This is a genomic window from Bifidobacterium sp. LH_417 (assembly GCF_056357035.1).
On record NZ_JBKEVI010000012.1, the window covers coordinates 13,635 to 30,618 of the forward strand.

A 16,984-nucleotide genomic window follows, 5' to 3' on the forward strand; every position below is an offset into this window, starting at 1 on the left:
AACCGGTAGACATCTACCGGAAATTGTGTTCTTCCCGCGTGTCCCAACGGTTTTCAGGGATAACGGCCCCGACACGTCGTACGCTACCGCAACGTCTCCCACACCATCGACGACAGATCGCGAATCGACGCCTGCGCGGCGGCCGAGGAGACATCCGAGGTCATGACGACGAGCACGTAGTCGCCCTGCGTGGCGGTGCCGTCGATGGCGGCGGAGGTGTCGGCGCCGGCGAACACGATGGCGGCGTCGTTCTCGACCCCGTCGATCTCGCCGGTCTTGTTGGCGACGGTCACGCCGGATGGCACGCCTCCCGGTATCTTGGCGCGTCGCGTCTGCCCGAGCAGCAGGTCGAGCATGCGGCGGCTGGCATCCCCGCTCACCAACTCGCCACGGTAGACGGCGGCCATGAATCTGCCGGCGTCGTCGACCGTGGTGGTCTTGCGGTTCGGATCGCCGTCGATCACGCCCAACGCCTGATCGATGTGCGAGTCCTTGAATCCGTATCGCGCGGCGATGTCGTTGACCTGCGTGAATCCGGCGTCCATGTCGCCGCCGCCCAGCTGCGTGATCAGCGAATTCGTAGCCTCGTTGGAGCTGACGGTAATCATCTGCGTGAGCAGCTGGTCGACGGACGCGTCCTCCGTAAGCGCGCCGTCGGCGATGCGCTGGAACACGGCGAGCATCACATACAGCTTGATGACGGACGCCGCGTATCCGGTATGCGAATCGATGGACGTGCTCGCCCCGCTCGCGAGGTCCTCCACATACACCTGCCACGTGCCCTGATAGCCGGATATCCTGCCGCGGATCGCCTCGCCGAGCGCGTCCATGTCGCGTTGGCGCGCGACGGACGCGTTCGGCTGAGGGGCCGCCTCCCGCGCCAACGCGTCATGCGACGCCCCCGAGGAAACCGTCTTCCCCGCCGACGCCGACACGGCCGGTTCCGTGGCGGCCCGTACCGTCGGAGCGCCCCATGGCAGCAGTCCGGCGCGCGCCAGAACGGCTGCACCCGCGCCAGCCACGATCACGGCCACCGCCACGACGACCGCGACGACGCGCCACACCGTCGCCTTCCCCCGATGTCTCGCCTGCACACGGTTCCCGTGACGGCCATACCGTTTCCCTGTCATGGTTCCAGTATGCCGCCGCCCCGGAACGATTCACGTCGGCGACGGATTCCGCAGGACGCCCGCCACCGCCCGGGCACCACCGGACTCCGAACGCCGGACGCCGACGCGTCGAACGTCGGACTCGCGATTACGGTAGAAGACATCATGCTTCCGGGAAGAGGGAACGGAAGAGGGAACGCCCGCGAGGAAAGGGACATCATGCCGGCATCGATCATGACACCGCCGAAACTGCCCGGGTACACGTTCGTGCAGACGCTCGGATCCGGTTCCACGGCCAGCGTGTACCTGTACCAGCAGCGCACCCCGAACCGCGTCGTCGCGGTGAAGGTGTCGAAGGAGTCGCTCGACCCGCGCGCCGCCGCGCAGTTCACGCAGGAGGCCAACACGATGGCCCAGCTGTCGAGCCACCCGTACATCATGCAGATCTACGGGGCCGGCGTGACCTCGTCCGGCCAAGGCTACATCGTGTTCGAATACGCGCCGAACGGCACGTACAAGGAGATCACGCAGCGCCAGCCGCTCACCTGCGACCAGATGCTCGATCTGGGGATCAAACTGTCGAGCGCGTTGTTCACCGCGCACCGGGCGGGCATCATCCACCACGACATCAAGACCAGCAACGTGCTCGTCAACGCGCAGGGCCTGCCGATTCTCGCCGATTTCGGCATCTCGACGAACATCTACGACAAGACGTTCACCGGCTATTCGCTGCCGTGGGCGCCTCCCGAGGTGCTCAACGGGCATCCGGGAGCCGAGGCCGCCGACATCTACGCATTGGCGGCGACGCTGTACGCGACGCTGACGGGACGCTCCCCGTTCGAGTACGGCTATCGCCCGCGCACGCCCGGCCAGCTGAAGGAGCTCATCCTCACCAAGCCGGTGCCTGCGATCAACCGTCCGGATGTTCCGCAGGACGTGGAGCGCGTGCTGCGCAAGGCGATGGCGAAGGATCCGGACGACCGTTATTACTCCGCGTTGCAGTTCGCACGTGAGCTGCAACGTGTCCAGCAGGAGCATTTCGGCCATATGACGGCGGTGGTCACCGAGGGCCAGCCACCGTATCCGACGCAGCGGCGCATGTCCGCGCAGGCTGGCGCGCCGGGGCTGCCGGGAGCGCCGGGCGCGAGAAGCCGCGGTTGGGTGAAACCGGTCGCGATCGGGGTCGGCATCGTCGCGGCCGTCGTGGCGGTGGCGCTCGTGTTCGCGTTCGTCGTCGCCCCGCGGCTCGACTCCGGTTCCACCGGCGATCGCACGTCGATCGGGAACGGGACGACCGGGCGCGCCGGCTCGGGAACGGGCGCCACGCCGGGAGACGACGATGCGGGTGACGTGCCGTCTCCCACGAACCTGTACGGCGAATACGGCGACGACGGCACGGTGACGTTCACCTGGGACAATCCCGATCCGAAGAAGGGCGACACGTACGCCTGGCAGCCCGCCGAGGGCTCGGATTCGGGAACCGGAGCGAGCGCGTCCATCGTGGAGGACCGGAAGGTGACGATCGACGCCACGCAGGGCGCCACGCAGACCTGCATCGAGGTGTCGATCGTGCGCGCGAACCGGCAGATGTCGGCCCAGCCTACGACCGCGTGCGCGGTGAAACGCTGATTTTCCGGGCGACACGCCGAAGCCCGACAGCCGGTACTCCTCTACCGGAGGCCATAGGCCGGGGTTACATTGGGTGTACGTAAGGGCCCCGACCGGGGGCGAGGAAACGACGGGAGCGACAGCATGGCGAGGCAATCTTCCCAGGCATACGAACGGTCACGCAGGACCGGGGCGCTGCTGCGCCGCCTGGTGCCGTCCGGGAACCGCAGGTGGATCACCCCGGTCGTGACCCTGCTGCTGATTCTCGGCGTGGTGGCCGGCGCGATCATCATCAGTTCCGTCACGCAGCGGCACGTCCAGCTCGACGACGGCTCCGTGTGGGTCACGTCGCTCAAGGACCGCAAGGCCGCGCGACTCAACGTGAAGCTCAAGCAGGCCGACGCGGGTGTCTCGTCATCCGCGCAGCGGTTCGACGTCGCCCAGCATGATGCGGCCACGGTGCTCGCCGAGGCCGGCAAGGCGTCGTCGATCAAGGCGTCGACGGTCGGCATGGACTCCGCCACGGAGACGAAGGGCGACACCACGTCGATGATCGGCGGAGGCACCATCGCCTTCCTCAACACGAAGACCGGAGACGTGTGGGCCGGGTCGTCGGACGATGTCGAATCGGTGTCACCGGCGACCGCCGACCCCCAGATGCGGCTCGGAGCCGGCGGCAAGGCCGTGGTCGACGCCGACGGCGTGGTATGGGGCTACCGCCCATCCGACGGCATGGTGTTCAGGCTGGATTCCCCGCAAAGCCATTCGGCCTCCCAGACCGAATCGGTCACCGGCGGCGCGCAGACGAACGCCTCCTCGTTCACCGTGGTCGACGGCGTGCCGGTCATCACCACCGGCCGGCAGGTGATCTTCCAAGGCGGCAAGTCCACGGTGGACGTGGGGAACCGCACCACCGCGCAGCTGCCATCGGTCGACGGCAGGCAATCCGGCTGGGTGGCCGTGGCCGGGCAGAACGGCCTGGCCCTCGTCGACATCACCGCTTCGGCCCCGAAGCCCGTGACGTTGCGTTCCGGAGGCAGGGGCGAGCCGGCCCGGCCCGTCTCCTCCGGAGGCTGCGTGTTCGCCGCGTGGAGCCAGAAGGCCAACAACTACGTCGCCGCCTGCTCAGCGAAGGACCAGAATGCGGCGTTCAGCTCGCTCAAGGCGGTGAACGCCACGTCGGAGCTGGTGTTCCGCACGAACCACCGTCAGGTGGTGCTCAACGACGTGGTCAACGGCAACGTGTGGAATCCCCGCGAGTCCACGGACGTGATCAAGATCCAGTGGAACACGATCCAGACCGAACAGTCCGAGAAGCAGCAGCAGAGCGACGAGACCGCCAATAACCAGCGCAAGTTCGACAAGACCTGTTCGCAGCAGTCCGGCGAGATCAAGGCCGAGGACGACGCGTTCGGCGCGCGCGCCGGCGGCGAGCAGATCCTCGACGTGCTGCGCAACGACCAGCAGACCGACTGCTCGGTGCTGGAGATCACCCATGTGAACGCCCCCGCTGGCGCCACGGTCACGGTCTCCCCCGTGTATGACGGACGCTACCTTCAGCTCGACGCCACGAAGGCGAAGGCCGGTTCGGTGAGCTTCTCATACGAGATCTCCGACGGTCACGGCCAGACGTCCTCGGCCACGGTCGATCTCACGCTGACCGGTTCGGGAGACGCCGCTCCGGCCCAGACGGACGTGCCGCCGGAGCTGGCGGTCGAACAGGGCGCCACCTACACGTTCAACGCGTTGGGCAGCTTCACCGATCCCGACGGCGATCCGATGACCCTCGTCTCCGCCACGCCGCAGAACTCCGATCAGGTGACGGTCTCCACCCGCGCGGACGGCCAGTTGACGTTCAACACCGGCTCGATGACCTCGGGACGCGTGGGCGTCCAGCTCACGGTGTCGGACGGCGAGCAGACCGGCACCGGCATGGTGTATTTCTCGGTGAAACCGGCGAACTCCCTGTCGGCCGACATCGATCCGGTGGTCAAATCGACGCTGCCCGCCACGGACACGTCCATCGATCTCAAGCCGTACGTCCACGCCACCAGCGCCCAGCCGGCGCAGCTTTCCGCGGCGGACACGCCGAACGGCGCCACGGTGACGGTGAACGCCGCCGATCTGACGCTCCAGTTCAAGGCGAACGAACCCGGCACCTACTACGTGCCGTACACGATCACGCAGGGATCGGTGCCGGCCACCGGCCTGGCGCGCGTCGAGGTGCAGCCCGCGGCCGGCGAGTCCGCGAAGCCCATCGCCGCGAACGACGTGGCGCTGCTCGGCGCGGAGAACACGGCCATCGTCGAGCCGTTGTCCAACGACATCGACCCCATGGGCGGCGTGCTGTCCGTCACCTCCGTCACCGCCGACCCCTCGTCCGGCATCAAGACCGGTCTCGTCAGCCATAAGCGCGTGTACCTGACGGCGAGGCAGGTGCCGACCAAACCCGTCGAGGTCACCTACACGGTGGCGAACGCGGCCGGTTCCTCCACCGGCACGATCGTGCTCCAACCGCCGGCGCTGTCGACCGGCAATTCGGTGCCGAAGGCGTCGAACGTGAACACGCAGGTGCGCACGGGCGGCATCGTCTCCATCGACGTGCTCGACCATGTGAGCTATCCGGACGGCACGACGGTCACGCTGCAGAACGACCTGCAGACCGACAAGGCCACATTCAAGGGGCTCGCGTTCGTCTCCGGCAACACCGTGCGCTACCAGGCGTCCGACGAAACCGGCGTATTCCCCGTCACCTACACCGTCAAGGACAATCTCGGCAACTCCGCGTCGGGCACGATCACCATCACCGTGCACCAGCGCAACGAGGAGAACAAGCCGGCCCCGACCCCGCATGACACGGAGGCCCAGGTCGCCGCCGGGCAGAAGGTGCGCATCCCGATCACACTCACCGTCATCGACGTGGACGGCGACGACGACCAGCTGCTCGGCCTGGGCAACAAGGCCCCGCAGCTGGGCCGCATCACCGAGGTGGGCGCGAACTATCTCGTCTACGAGGCGTACGCCGACTCGTCCGGAACCGACACCTTCTCCTACGCCGTGGAGGATTGGACCGGTCAGCGCGCCCAGGCGCAGATCCGCGTGGGCGTGTTCCAGGGAGCCTCCGACTCCGGCGTGTACGCGCGCGACGACGAGATCACGCTCCGGCCGAACACGGCCGCCACGGTGCCGGTGGCGCAGAACGACATCTCGGGCGACAACACCGATCTGACGGTCGAGAAGAAACTCGATTCGACTGGTGTGCCGGGCGCGAAGGTGAGCGACAACATGATCGACTTCACCACGCCGTCGCAGGCGGGAACCGGCTACATCGTCTACACGGTGAAGGACAAGGCCGGACTGACCGACACGGGCACGCTGACCGTGAACGTCGATCCGAACGCGCCGATCGAACCGCCGGACGCCTACGACTACCGTGTGCCTTCGGCCGCGACCATCGACAAGAAGAGCGTGGACGTCGATGTGAGCCAGTGGATCGCGAACCCCTCCGGCACCGCATCCGACCTCAAGGTGGGCGTACACAAGTCCGCGCAGGACCATGCCCGCGTCAAGGGCGGCGACAAGTCGACCGTCATCACCGTGGATCTGACGAAGGAGGCCCGCGCGGTCCCGTACACGGTGACCAACACGAAGTACGACGTGACCTCCACGGCGTTCATCCAGGTGCCCGCATACGGCGTGTTCCCGCCGACGCTGCGCCCGAAGGCGCCGGAGCTCAAGGTGAACGCGCGCGAGACCATCCAGATCAACATCGCCGACTATGTGCGCGTGGGAGCCGGCAAGGAGGCCTATGTGGACGGCGCCGACTCGGTGAGCGCCACGAAGGCCGCCGACGGGAACCTCTACGTGAACGACAAGACGCTCAAGTTCACGGCACCGAAGGACTATTCCGGCCCGGCCTCGATCACGTTCACCGCCGTGGACGGCAAGAAGGGCTCCGACAAGACGAAGATCATCAACTCGGCGGTGCTCACCCTGCCGATCACGGTGATCGGCCGTGAGGTGCCCCCGCCCACGTTCTCCTCGTCCACGATCGACGTGGTGGCCGGCGAGGACGCGAAGACCATCGATCTGAAGGCGCTCACGCGCGCGCCGAGCGGAGCCTACGACGACGAGAAGCAGTACACCTATGCCGGAGGTTCGACCACCGGCAAGGTGAGCGCCACCGTCTCGAACGCGGGCCAGCTGCAGGTGAAGGCCGACAAGGACGCCTCTCCGGGCACGACGGTCAGCGTCCCCGTGCAGGTCAAGTACGACAAGGGCACGGTGGATGCCGGCGTGACGGTCCGCGTGGTCTCTTCCACGAGACCTCTGGCGCGTGTGGCCGACAAGACGCTCAAGCTCAAGGCCGGCGAATCCGATACCGTGAACGTGCTTGACGACGCGTACAACCCGTTCCCCTCCGACCCGCTCACCGTGGTGCAATGCGTGACGGACGACGCCTCCACGCTCACCGTCCAGTGCGGATCGTCGGGTTCCATCGGCATCACCGCCGCATCGGATATCGGCGGCAGCACGAACCGCGTGCTCGTCACCGTCCAGGACGGCACGAAGACGCCCGAACGCAAGGTCACCGGCACGATCACCGTGTCCGTGATCGACAAGCCGGACGCCCCGCTGCTCTCCCCCGTCGATGCGAAGCCCCAGGACGGCGCCGTCGATCTCGCGTGGACCCCCGGTTCCGCGAACGGCAGCCCGATCACCGACTACGAGGTGCGCTGGGGCGACAACGGAGACGAGGCGTCGTCGAAATCCTGCGGCGCGGTGACCACCTGCAAGATCACCGGTCTGACGAACGGCAAGTCGTACACGTTCCGCGTCCGCGCGAAGAACGAGGTCGGCTGGTCGAAGGACTCCAACACGGCCACCGGCACACCGGACAAGGTGCCTCCGGCACCATCCTCCGTCTCGGCCGACGGCGGCAGGAACAGCGTGACCGTCACCTGGTCGATGCCGGACTATGACGGCTCCCCCGTCGACTACTACACCGTGTCGCTGAGCAACGGCATGAAGGAGACCGCCAAGGGGACCTCGTCGAAGTCGTTCACCATCCAGGACGCCGACATCTCGGACGGGCTCACCCTGACCGCGACCGTCGTGCCGCACAACAAGGTGGGCGACGGCGCGGGCACCACGTCGAAGGACGCGGCCAAACCGTACGGCACCCCGGACAAGCCGTCCGTCTCCGCCTCCCAGGAGCAGAACAGCAACAAGGTGACGGTGACCGGCAAGCGCGGCAACATGCGCAACAACGAGTGCGACGCCGTCGTGTTCACGCTCGGCAACTATAGCTCTAAGGCGACACCATGCGAAGAGACATCGCACACGTTCACCATCGACGACTCCGATTTCGGCAACCAGCTCACGCCCCGGTACGGCTTCACCACGAAGCAGGGCGACAAGGTATACGGCGAAGGCCCCGCAATCACGCCGACCTACAAGCCGGCCGCGCCGACGAACCTGTCCATCGAGGCCAAAGACGGACGGTGCGTGGTCTCGTGGCACGACGGCGACGGCAAGAGCGGCGACTTCGGATACACGGACGGACTCGGCGGCACCGGCTCCACCTCCGGCACCATGTTCGACTACAAACCCGGCGATTGGCAGGCCTGCGGAACGGTGAGCGTCCACAAGAACTTCCGCGGAGCCTCCAGCGACAACGCCACTGCATCCAGCGGCGACATGCCGAACAAGCCCCGGGCGACGCTGGACAACTACGCCCTGCAATGGGACGACCATGACACGCTCCACATCATCAGCGGAAGAGCGAACACCTACGGACAGAACGCCACGGCCGTGCTCACACTGACCGACGAGAACGGCGGCGTCCTCCAAGCGACGTCCTGGGCGGTAGGCCAGCAGCCCTCGACGATCAGCCTCAAGGACGCCGCGGTCGATCTTGAAGGCGATGTCTCCTGGAGCATCACCCTCAAGGACGGCCCGCGCGAGCTCATCGACGGTGCCGAGGCGCATGGCGACGTGCACAACTCCCGGCCGATCGCCGACGACGGCTCGAAGTCCCTGTCCGGACAGCTGTCCGAAAGCAGCATCAAAACCCAGCCATGGATAAGGGGGTTGGCGTATTACGCACGATAGCCCCATTACACCGCCATCCATTCCAACGACCAGCAACCCCGACACCACAGGACGGCGCAGCCGCCCGACTTCCCGCAAGGAGAACGACATCATGAGCGAGAACACCCACGAGCCGATCGACGACTCGACCCAACTGTCCGACGGCACGCACGTCCATCCGCCGATCACGCCGAGCCTGCCGAGCCGCCCCAAGCCATCCATCCCCGCCAAGGAACCGGCGTCCCCGAAGGAGAGCGCGCAGGCGGCGGGCGACACCGATATGGACGCCACCCGTCTCGGCTCCCGATACGACATGGATGCGACCCGCCTCGGCTCCGCCCATACGCTTCAGCAGTCCCCCGTCACCTCCGCCCACGCCACGTGGCAGCCGCAGCAGCCGACGCCCCGGACGCAGTCGATTCCCGCGCAGTCCATGCCGGCACAGGGCGCGAACCAGCCGGCCAGCCAGCACACGAACCAGCCGGATGCCCTCGCCGCGCAACCCGCCTACCAGACCTCCCTCCAGCCCCAGTCCTCCGTCCAATCCCAGGCTCCGGACCACACCGCGCCGCAGGTCATCGACACCGGCATGATGCCCGCCGCCGGCCCCGACGTCGAGCATTTCCGCGACATGTTCAACCTGCTCACCGAGAACATCTCCCGAGCCGTGGTCGGCAAGGCCCGCCAGATCAGGCAGGTGCTCACCGCGCTTATGGTCGGAGGCCACGTGCTCCTCGAAGACAATCCGGGCACCGGCAAGACGCAGCTGGCGCGAGCGCTCGCCAACTCGGTGGACACCAGCTTCAAACGCATCCAGTTCACCCCGGACCTGCTGCCCTCGGACGTGGTGGGCGTCACCTTCTACGACCAGAAGACCGGCGATTTCACGTTCCGCGAAGGTCCGATCTTCGCGTCCATCGTGCTCGCCGACGAGATCAACCGAGCCTCGCCGAAGACCCAGTCCGCGCTGCTGGAGGTCATGGAGGAGCAGAAGGTCACCGTGGACGGCGTCACGCATGACGTGCCGCAGCCGTTCATCGTGATCGCCACGCAGAACCCGATCGAACAGCTCGGCACGTACAAGCTGCCCGAGGCCCAGATGGACCGTTTCCTCCTCAAGACGTCCATCGGATACCCGGGGCACGACGTGTCCGTCGACATCCTCCGTCAGCTCGACGTCACCGATCGTGCGAACACGGTCGACCCCGTGCTGACCGGCGACGACGTCATCGCGTTGCGCCGCACGGCGCAATCCATCCACGTCGACGGCGCGATCACCGAATACATCGTCCGCCTCGTCGAGCGTACGCGCCACGACGACAGCATCATGGTCGGCTCGTCGATGCGAGGCGCGCTCGCGCTCGCACGCTGCGCCCGCATCTGGGCGGCAGCGGATGGACGCGGCTACGTCGTTCCCGACGACGTGAAGGATCTCGCCGTGCCGGTGCTCGCCCACCGTCTGAGCCTGACCGCCGAGGCCACGTTCGCCGGCGAGACGCCGGAGACCGTCATCGCGCGCATCCTCGAGGACGTGCCCGCGCCTGTCCTCGGACGCTGACGCGCCGAACCATCGAAGGGACGACATCATGTTCCGTTTCAGACGCAATGCGGGCGCAACCGCGGCACCGCCCACGCCGCCCACGCCGACTACGCCGGTCTCGACGCCTTCGGCGGCCGTACGGGCCGGCGCGGGCTCGCCCGCCGTCCGCGCCTCGGACGAGCTCGCCAGGCGTTCGCGACGCCGTCGGATGGCACGCGCCGTCAAACGGATGCTGCACCGGGTGCGCCGGCTGTTCACGTCCTACATCTCCCCGCTGGGGTGGGCGGTGGCAATCTCCGGAACGGCCGCGCTCATCGCGTTCATCCCGCTCGGATGGCATGAGCTCCTCGCCTACGGCGTGGTCGCCATGACGATGACCCTCGCCGCCATCCTCATGTCGCTCGGCAACACCTCGTTCAAGGCGACGATCGGTCTGCCCCGCAGACGCGTCACCGTGGGCGACACGGTGACGGTGCGCGTCGACATCGCCAATCCGGGCCGCACACCCACGGCGACGGCCCGCGGCGACCTGCCGATCGGCGAGATGCACGAACGCTTCTCCATCCCGATGCTGGCCCCCGGCCAATCGAAGCAGACCGACGTGGAGTTCCGCACGCTGTCACGCGCCGTGCTCCCCATCGGCCCGCTGCGCATCCGCAAGGGCGATCCGTTCGGGCTGGTACGCCATGAGAAACGGCTGGCCGACAAGCTCGACCTGTTCATCCATCCGGCCACGGTTCCGTTGAAGACCCTCAACGCGGGTCTCGCCCGTGACCTCGAAGGCCAGCCGAGCGGCGACATCGTCGACGACGACCTTGATTTCTACGGTCTGCGTGAATACGAGCCGGGCGACGACGTGCGCAACGTGCATTGGCTGAGCACCGCGAAGACCGGCACGCTGATGATCCGCCAATACGAGGCGACGCGACGCACGGACACGGCGCTCACCGTGTCCGTCAATCCGGAGGAGTACGCGGATGCCGGCGAATTCGAACTCGCCATGTCCATCCATGCCTCGATCGGCGTGCGCTGCCTCATGCAGGACCGGCCGTTGTCCACACATGCGGGAAACGCCCATGCGACGCCCCGGCAGGCGATGGATTTCCTCGACGCATGCAGCATGATCGCCCCCGACCATGACGACAATCCGAATCTCGTCCAGGGCACGCTCACCCATGATCCGGATGCCTCGTTCTATTTCCTCACCGTCGGCTCGCTGCGCAGCCTCGACTCCATCAAACGTATGGCGCTCGCCCTGCCGAAATCCGCGTCCACGCTGGTCCTGCAGGCCGCACAAGGGGCTCCACGCGCGATTCGCCGCTTCCCCGACTTCACACTCGCCACGGTGGGTGAACTCGATGACCTGCCGCTGATCATGGGGGTGCTCGCATGACCTTCCCGCAGATGCCCCTCGACCCGTCCCGCTTCTCCCCGGCCGACGCCGCCAGCATGGCCAACGCCAGCATGGCCAACGCCAACACCAACGCCAGCACCAACGCCTCCACGTCCGCCGCGTCGTTCGACGACCGGACCGGCACGGGCACGAACACGAGCACCGGCTCGTGGGCGGATTCCACCCATTCGGTGATCTGGATGACGCGCGGTGGTCGGCGCCCGTCGGCCGCCGCCATGCACGAGGCATGGGCACGCCATCTGGCCGGCGTCGCCGTCATCGCGGCGCTCACGCTGCTCTCCGTGTCGAATCTCATCGACGTGTATGGCGACGCCATGGCCTGGGCAACGGCCGCCGTACCGGCCACGGCGCTCGGCTGTCTCATCGCCTTGGCCGGCGTGAAGCAGCAGTTGCGCCTGTGGTGGCAGATCGTGTTCCTCGCGCTCGCCCAGTTCATCATCGGTCCCGTCGTCGCCCTGAACGGCACGACCATCGGCCATGTGATCCCGTCGATCGCCACCTTGTCCCAAGGATGGCAGGACACGTTCGGGTCGTTCAAATACCTGATTTCCATCGTGCCTCCCGTGGGCACGTCGTCCGGCTCGCTGTTGGCGGTCTGGACGCTCGCCCTGTGGACCGCGTTCCTCGCCGGACTGTTCGCGATCACCGACGACGGCCGTCTGTCGACGATCGGAGCCCTGCCCGTGTTCGCCTCGTTCGCCGCCTCCGCACTCCTCGGCACGTCCGCGGGCTGGTGGCGGTATGCGGCTGGCGTCGTCGCGGCGCTCGTCCTCATCGTCTGGCTTTCGGCCCGGTGGGGGCTTCTGGAGTTGGGACGATGGCTGAGCTCCCTCGTCATCGTGATTCTCGCCGCCGGTCTCGCCGTGGGCGCATGTCTCGTCGTGCCGCAGCATCGTCTGATTCTGCGTGACGAATACGAGCCGCCGTTGAGCCCGTACGACTACACGAGCCCCTTGTCCGGTCTGCGCGCATATATCAAGGACCATAAGGACGATACGGTGCTCACCGCCGTCGACCTGCCCGAGGGCACGCCGGTACGACTCGCGGTGATGGACCGTTTCGACGGCAACGTGTGGAATCTGTCCGATTCCTCAGCCGCGGCGGACTCGTCGAACTACCGTCGTGTGGGCACGTCGATCGCCAACGATGAGAAGGGTGATTCCTTCACGGCCACGTTCACCGTGGGCGAGGGGCTCGCCGACCAATGGCTCCCCCTGTCCGGCGCGGCCACCAAGGTCACGTTCGAGGATTCCGCGAACAGCTCCGGAGATCGTTCCGGCAAGACATCCGGTACGACTTCCTCCACCGATGACGGCGCGGATGCCTTCTACTACAACACGGACACCGATTCGGCGATCTACCCGGCCGGCACGTCGAAAGGCCTGACCTATACGGAGAGCGGCATCATCCGCCGTACGCCCTCCGGCAAGCAGATCGACGCCGCCGAAGCCGCGAAGATCAGCCAGCCGGAGGTGACCGACTCACCGGATTCAGCCGGCAAACTCGCCACCGCCTTGGCCGGCGGCGAGGCCAAGGGCGGCGCCGCGGCACGCAAGATCGCCGAGAAACTCAAGGATTCCGGATGGTTCTCCCACGGACTGTCCGGGGATTACCCGTCGCTGCCCGGCCACGGCAACTACCGTATCGAGAAGCTGCTCGGCGGCAAGGAGATGGTCGGCGATTCGGAGCAGTACGCCTCCGCGATGGCGCTCATGGCCCGCGATCTGGGATTGCCGAGCCGCGTGGTGCTCGGCTTCATCCCGAAGAACAAGGACGGGTCGATCAGCACGGCCCGCACCGAGAAGCGCGGGAAGCGGACCGTCACCGAGTTCAAGGGCAATGACATCGAAGCCTGGGTGGAGATCAAGCTGGACGGCTACGGTTGGGTGGCGTTCTATCCGACTCCCAAGGAGACGAAGGTCCCGGACAAGAACCAGAACCTCACGCCGCCGAACCCGCAGACGCTGGTGCGTCAACCCCCGGTGCCGCTGCAGGATCCGCTGCGCGACGAACAGCAGGCGCGAGGCCAGTCAGGGCTTGCCGGCGAGGACGCGGATGCGTCCGGCGCGAACCTGTTCTGGGCGCGGTTCGGCCGCATCGCCCGTCGCGTCGCGGTCTACGGCAGTCCTTTGTGGATCGCGCTGGCGGTTTGCGGCATCATCCTGCTCATCAAGGCCATCCAGTTGTCGCGCGCGCGACGCCGCGGCAGTCCACGCATACGCGTCGCCGCGGGATGGCGGGCCCTGACCGCGCTCGCACGCCAGAGCGGCATCGACGCGCACGGCACACGCCGCGAGGAGAGCCGCGCGATGGCGGGCCAGCTGGCGCTCGATGCCTCGAACCTGTCCCGGTTGTCTCGTGATGCCGACTATGCGGCTTTCTCCGGTCAGGAGATAGGCGACGAGCAGGCCCGCAGATACTGGTCGGGCGTGGACGTCATGCGCAAGGCCATGCTCGCTTCGATGCCGCGTCTGCGCCGTTGGCGCACGCGTCTTTCCCTTGCCGGAGTGTTCACACGCCGGAGGGAAAACGGACGGGAACGCCCGTCAACAGGTATAGTGGCGAATATGCGTGCCCGGTTCGCCGGCCGCAGCACGACGGACAAGGCGACGGCCGGCAAGGCCCCGGGCGCACGGAGAGATGGGAAGCGTTCATGAACATCGGACACCTCGCGGCGGGACTTGCCACCGATGTGGGTCTCAAACGCAGGAACAACCAGGATCTGGGCTACGCCGGTCATGGCGTGTACGTGGTGTGCGACGGCATGGGCGGCGGCATGGGCGGCGAACGCGCCAGCGCCCGCGCCATCGATCATCTGCGAGCCCTCACCGCATTGCCCGTGCGCAACCGCGCCGACATCGAGACGGTGCTCATGGACGCCCAGAACGACGTGCTCGCCCTCGGGCAGGAGCTCGGCGGCGTGGCCGGCACCACCGTGACCGGCCTCATCCTCGTGCACGGCGACGCCCCCGACAGCGACGACGGCTCCCCCACCATGCTCTCCGGCATCGGCGGCGCGTCCGGCGACAAGACCGCCGCCGCGGATCTCACCGAAACCGCCGACGATTCGACGCTGCTCGTACCGTTCAATACGGAGAACCTCGCCTACGTGGTCAATATCGGTGATTCGCGCACCTATCACATGGATGCGCGTCAGGACGGCACCGGCTGGGACGCGTCGACGCTCACCCGCATCACCCGCGATCATTCGCAACGTCAGGAGGCCATCGATTCGGGCGAGCTGCTGCCCGACGTGGCCGAGTCGCTCATCCCCCGCAACGTCATCACCCAGTGCATCGGCGACCCGGACGGCATCGACCCCGACCTGTTCCTCACCGACGCGACGGGCCGGTTCATCATCTGCTCCGACGGACTGCACGCGGAGGTCTCCGGCGACGATGAGATCGCCAAGATCGCCGCACGATACGACGATCCGCAGCAGGCGGCGGAAGTGCTCCTGCAGGCGGCGCTCGCCGCGGGAGGCCGCGACAACGTGACCGTCATCGTCGCGGACATGCCCGTGATCGCCCCCGCGCGACATCCGTGGTCGGTGACTAAGCTGGGCGATGAGGAGGATATCGGCAACATCGCCGATCAGACTTTGGAAACCTTACGAACCATAACACCAAGGAGGCCATGATGGTCGATTACGATGCCGCAGTCGAGGCGGTTCAGGACCAGAACGCTGATCCGATCTTCCTCGCGAAGATCGCCTACGAGAACCCGGAGTTCGGAGCGAACGTCGCAGTGAACCCGCGTGCCTACCCCGGTCTGCTGCGCTGGCTCGCCGAGTTCGGCGATGAGCGCGCACGCGAGACCGTCGCGCAGATGGGCTTCACGGCGGCCGGCACTCCGGCGGGCGCCAACCAGCCCGCGGCCGAAGCCCAGCCCGCCGCCGACCCGTACGCGGCGCAGGCGGCCGCGGCACAAGCCGATCCGTATGCGGCCCAGCAGCCCGCCGCGCAGGCGGACCCCTATGCGGCCCAGGCCCAGCCCGCCGCACAGGCCGACCTGTACGCAGCCCAGGCGGCCCAGGCCCAGCAGCCCGCGGCCGACCCGTACGCGGCTTCCCCGTACGCCCAGGCGGCACAGAACCCGTACGGGTTCACCGCGGATATCGCCCGTACCACCACCGACCAGATGCAGATGGCCGAAATCGCTCAGAAGGCGCCGGAACTGTACGCCGCTCTGGCACAGAATCCGAACCTGTACCCGGCGCTCGTCGACTGGCTCGCCCAGCTGGGCGACCCGGCCGTCAACGCGGCGCTCGCCAGCCGTCAGTGAGGAGCATGGCAGATGAGCAATGTGATTCCTTTCCCTCCGGCACCGGAACCCGGATGGTACGCCGATGACCCGGTGAACGTCCAGGCGGCCGTCGCCCCCGCCGCCGAACCGGCGGCCGATCCCGCCGTCGACGCCGCAGCCCAACAGGCCCAGCCGGAGCCCCAACAGCTCCAGCCGGAGCCCCAGGCCGCGCAGCCGCTGTCTTCCGCCTCCGCCGGCGGTCTCGCCGCGGCCGGTCTCGCGACGGGCACCCCCGTGGTGACGGGAACGTTCGTCACCAACCAGTCGCAGGCGCAACCGATTCAGCCCGCGAGCCAGCCCACCCAGCAGCCCCAGCAGCCCCAGCAGCCCCAGCAGCCCCAGCAGACCCAGCCCGCCGCACAGGACGATGATGAGGATTGGGACAGCACCGTTCTGTCCAGCTCGTTCACCATCAAGCAGGCGCACAAGACGTACATGCTGCACAATGAGGCGACCGGCCAGACGATTCTCATCGACCGCAGCGTGCTGCTCGGCCGTCGCCCATCCGAAGCGATTCCCGAAGGCGCGAAGGCCGTGAAGATCGAGGACCCGACCCGCACCACGTCCCGTAACCATGCGGCCATCAGCATCGACCAGGATGGTCAGTTGTGGATTGAGGATTACGGTTCGCTCAACGGCACGTTCATCATCCGCGATGGCGAGGAGCATCAGGTCGTCAAGGGCACGCCCGCGCAACTGGAGGCTCCGGCCACCCTGCGCATCGGCGACCAGTTCTTCACGCTTGAGGAACAGCAGTAGCAGGCACCGCACGCCACCGGTGCTTGAAACACAGCAACACGCACGTGGGGGTCTTGGCTTACGCAGCCAAGACCCCCACTCGTATTCATGCGGTTATCTACGCGGCCTCCACGCAGCACCCCACGCAGCCTTCACGCAGCACCCCGGTATCCACGC

The 16,984-nt window shown here is 67.1% G+C and carries 9 protein-coding genes; 8 read left to right on the forward strand and 1 reads right to left on the reverse strand.

Annotated elements, in window-relative coordinates:
* Positions 1–83 precede the first annotated feature (83 nt).
* The gene (locus AC1AYR_RS07950) at positions 84–1,130 is read right to left on the reverse strand and encodes a serine hydrolase (protein ID WP_476512244.1); all 1,047 of its coding nucleotides are present in this window, start codon (positions 1,128–1,130) and stop codon (positions 84–86) included.
* A gap of 198 nt (positions 1,131–1,328) precedes the next feature.
* Between AC1AYR_RS07950 and AC1AYR_RS07955 the strand changes: the two genes are divergently transcribed.
* The 8 genes from AC1AYR_RS07955 to AC1AYR_RS07990 all read left to right on the forward strand — a co-directional run bounded on the left by AC1AYR_RS07955 (position 1,329) and on the right by AC1AYR_RS07990 (position 16,828).
* Positions 1,329–2,738 carry a serine/threonine protein kinase gene (locus AC1AYR_RS07955; RefSeq protein ID WP_476512243.1) on the forward strand — a complete coding sequence of 470 codons (1,410 nt, stop codon included), beginning with the start codon at positions 1,329–1,331 and terminating at the stop codon, positions 2,736–2,738.
* A 123-nt stretch (positions 2,739–2,861) separates the two neighbouring features.
* On the forward strand, positions 2,862–8,831 hold the full coding sequence (locus tag AC1AYR_RS07960; RefSeq protein ID WP_476512242.1) for an Ig-like domain-containing protein: 5,970 nt from the start codon (positions 2,862–2,864) through the stop codon (positions 8,829–8,831).
* A 259-nt stretch (positions 8,832–9,090) separates the two neighbouring features.
* The gene (locus tag AC1AYR_RS07965; protein WP_476512257.1) at positions 9,091–10,368 is read left to right on the forward strand and encodes an AAA family ATPase; all 1,278 of its coding nucleotides are present in this window, start codon (positions 9,091–9,093) and stop codon (positions 10,366–10,368) included.
* A 190-nt stretch (positions 10,369–10,558) separates the two neighbouring features.
* A complete protein-coding gene (locus AC1AYR_RS07970) occupies positions 10,559–11,743 on the forward strand; it encodes a DUF58 domain-containing protein (protein ID WP_476512256.1) in 1,185 nt (394 codons plus the stop codon).
* Between the two features lie 56 nt (positions 11,744–11,799).
* Positions 11,800–14,421 (forward strand): transglutaminase TgpA family protein, encoded by a 2,622-nt coding sequence (locus AC1AYR_RS07975; RefSeq protein ID WP_476512255.1) that lies wholly within the window; start codon positions 11,800–11,802, stop codon positions 14,419–14,421.
* Entirely contained in the window at positions 14,418–15,404 is a 987-nt protein-coding gene (locus tag AC1AYR_RS07980) for a PP2C family protein-serine/threonine phosphatase (RefSeq protein WP_476512258.1), read from the forward strand. Before AC1AYR_RS07975 ends, AC1AYR_RS07980 begins: the two co-directional genes overlap by 4 nt.
* Positions 15,404–16,048, forward strand: a complete 645-nt coding sequence (locus AC1AYR_RS07985) for a variant leucine-rich repeat-containing protein (protein ID WP_476512241.1) — start codon at positions 15,404–15,406, stop codon at positions 16,046–16,048. The genes AC1AYR_RS07980 and AC1AYR_RS07985 overlap by 1 nt, the downstream gene beginning before the upstream one ends.
* Before the next feature lie 12 nt (positions 16,049–16,060).
* A complete protein-coding gene (locus AC1AYR_RS07990) occupies positions 16,061–16,828 on the forward strand; it encodes an FHA domain-containing protein (protein WP_476512240.1) in 768 nt (255 codons plus the stop codon).
* Positions 16,829–16,984: the final 156 nt, after the last annotated feature.

Excerpts from the sequence above, each read along its gene's own strand:
- AC1AYR_RS07960 (WP_476512242.1), top strand. The coding sequence starts at position 2,862 with ATGGCGAGGCAATCTTCCCAGGCATACGAACGGTCACGCAGGACCGGG.
- AC1AYR_RS07950 (WP_476512244.1), bottom strand. The coding sequence starts at position 1,130 with ATGACAGGGAAACGGTATGGCCGTCACGGGAACCGTGTGCAGGCGAGA.
- AC1AYR_RS07985 (WP_476512241.1), top strand. The coding sequence starts at position 15,404 with ATGGTCGATTACGATGCCGCAGTCGAGGCGGTTCAGGACCAGAACGCT.
- AC1AYR_RS07965 (WP_476512257.1), top strand. The coding sequence starts at position 9,091 with ATGGACGCCACCCGTCTCGGCTCCCGATACGACATGGATGCGACCCGC.
- AC1AYR_RS07970 (WP_476512256.1), top strand. The coding sequence starts at position 10,559 with ATGGCACGCGCCGTCAAACGGATGCTGCACCGGGTGCGCCGGCTGTTC.
- AC1AYR_RS07955 (WP_476512243.1), top strand. The coding sequence starts at position 1,329 with ATGCCGGCATCGATCATGACACCGCCGAAACTGCCCGGGTACACGTTC.
- AC1AYR_RS07990 (WP_476512240.1), top strand. The coding sequence starts at position 16,061 with ATGAGCAATGTGATTCCTTTCCCTCCGGCACCGGAACCCGGATGGTAC.
- AC1AYR_RS07975 (WP_476512255.1), top strand. The coding sequence starts at position 11,800 with ATGGCCAACGCCAGCATGGCCAACGCCAACACCAACGCCAGCACCAAC.
- AC1AYR_RS07980 (WP_476512258.1), top strand. The coding sequence starts at position 14,418 with ATGAACATCGGACACCTCGCGGCGGGACTTGCCACCGATGTGGGTCTC.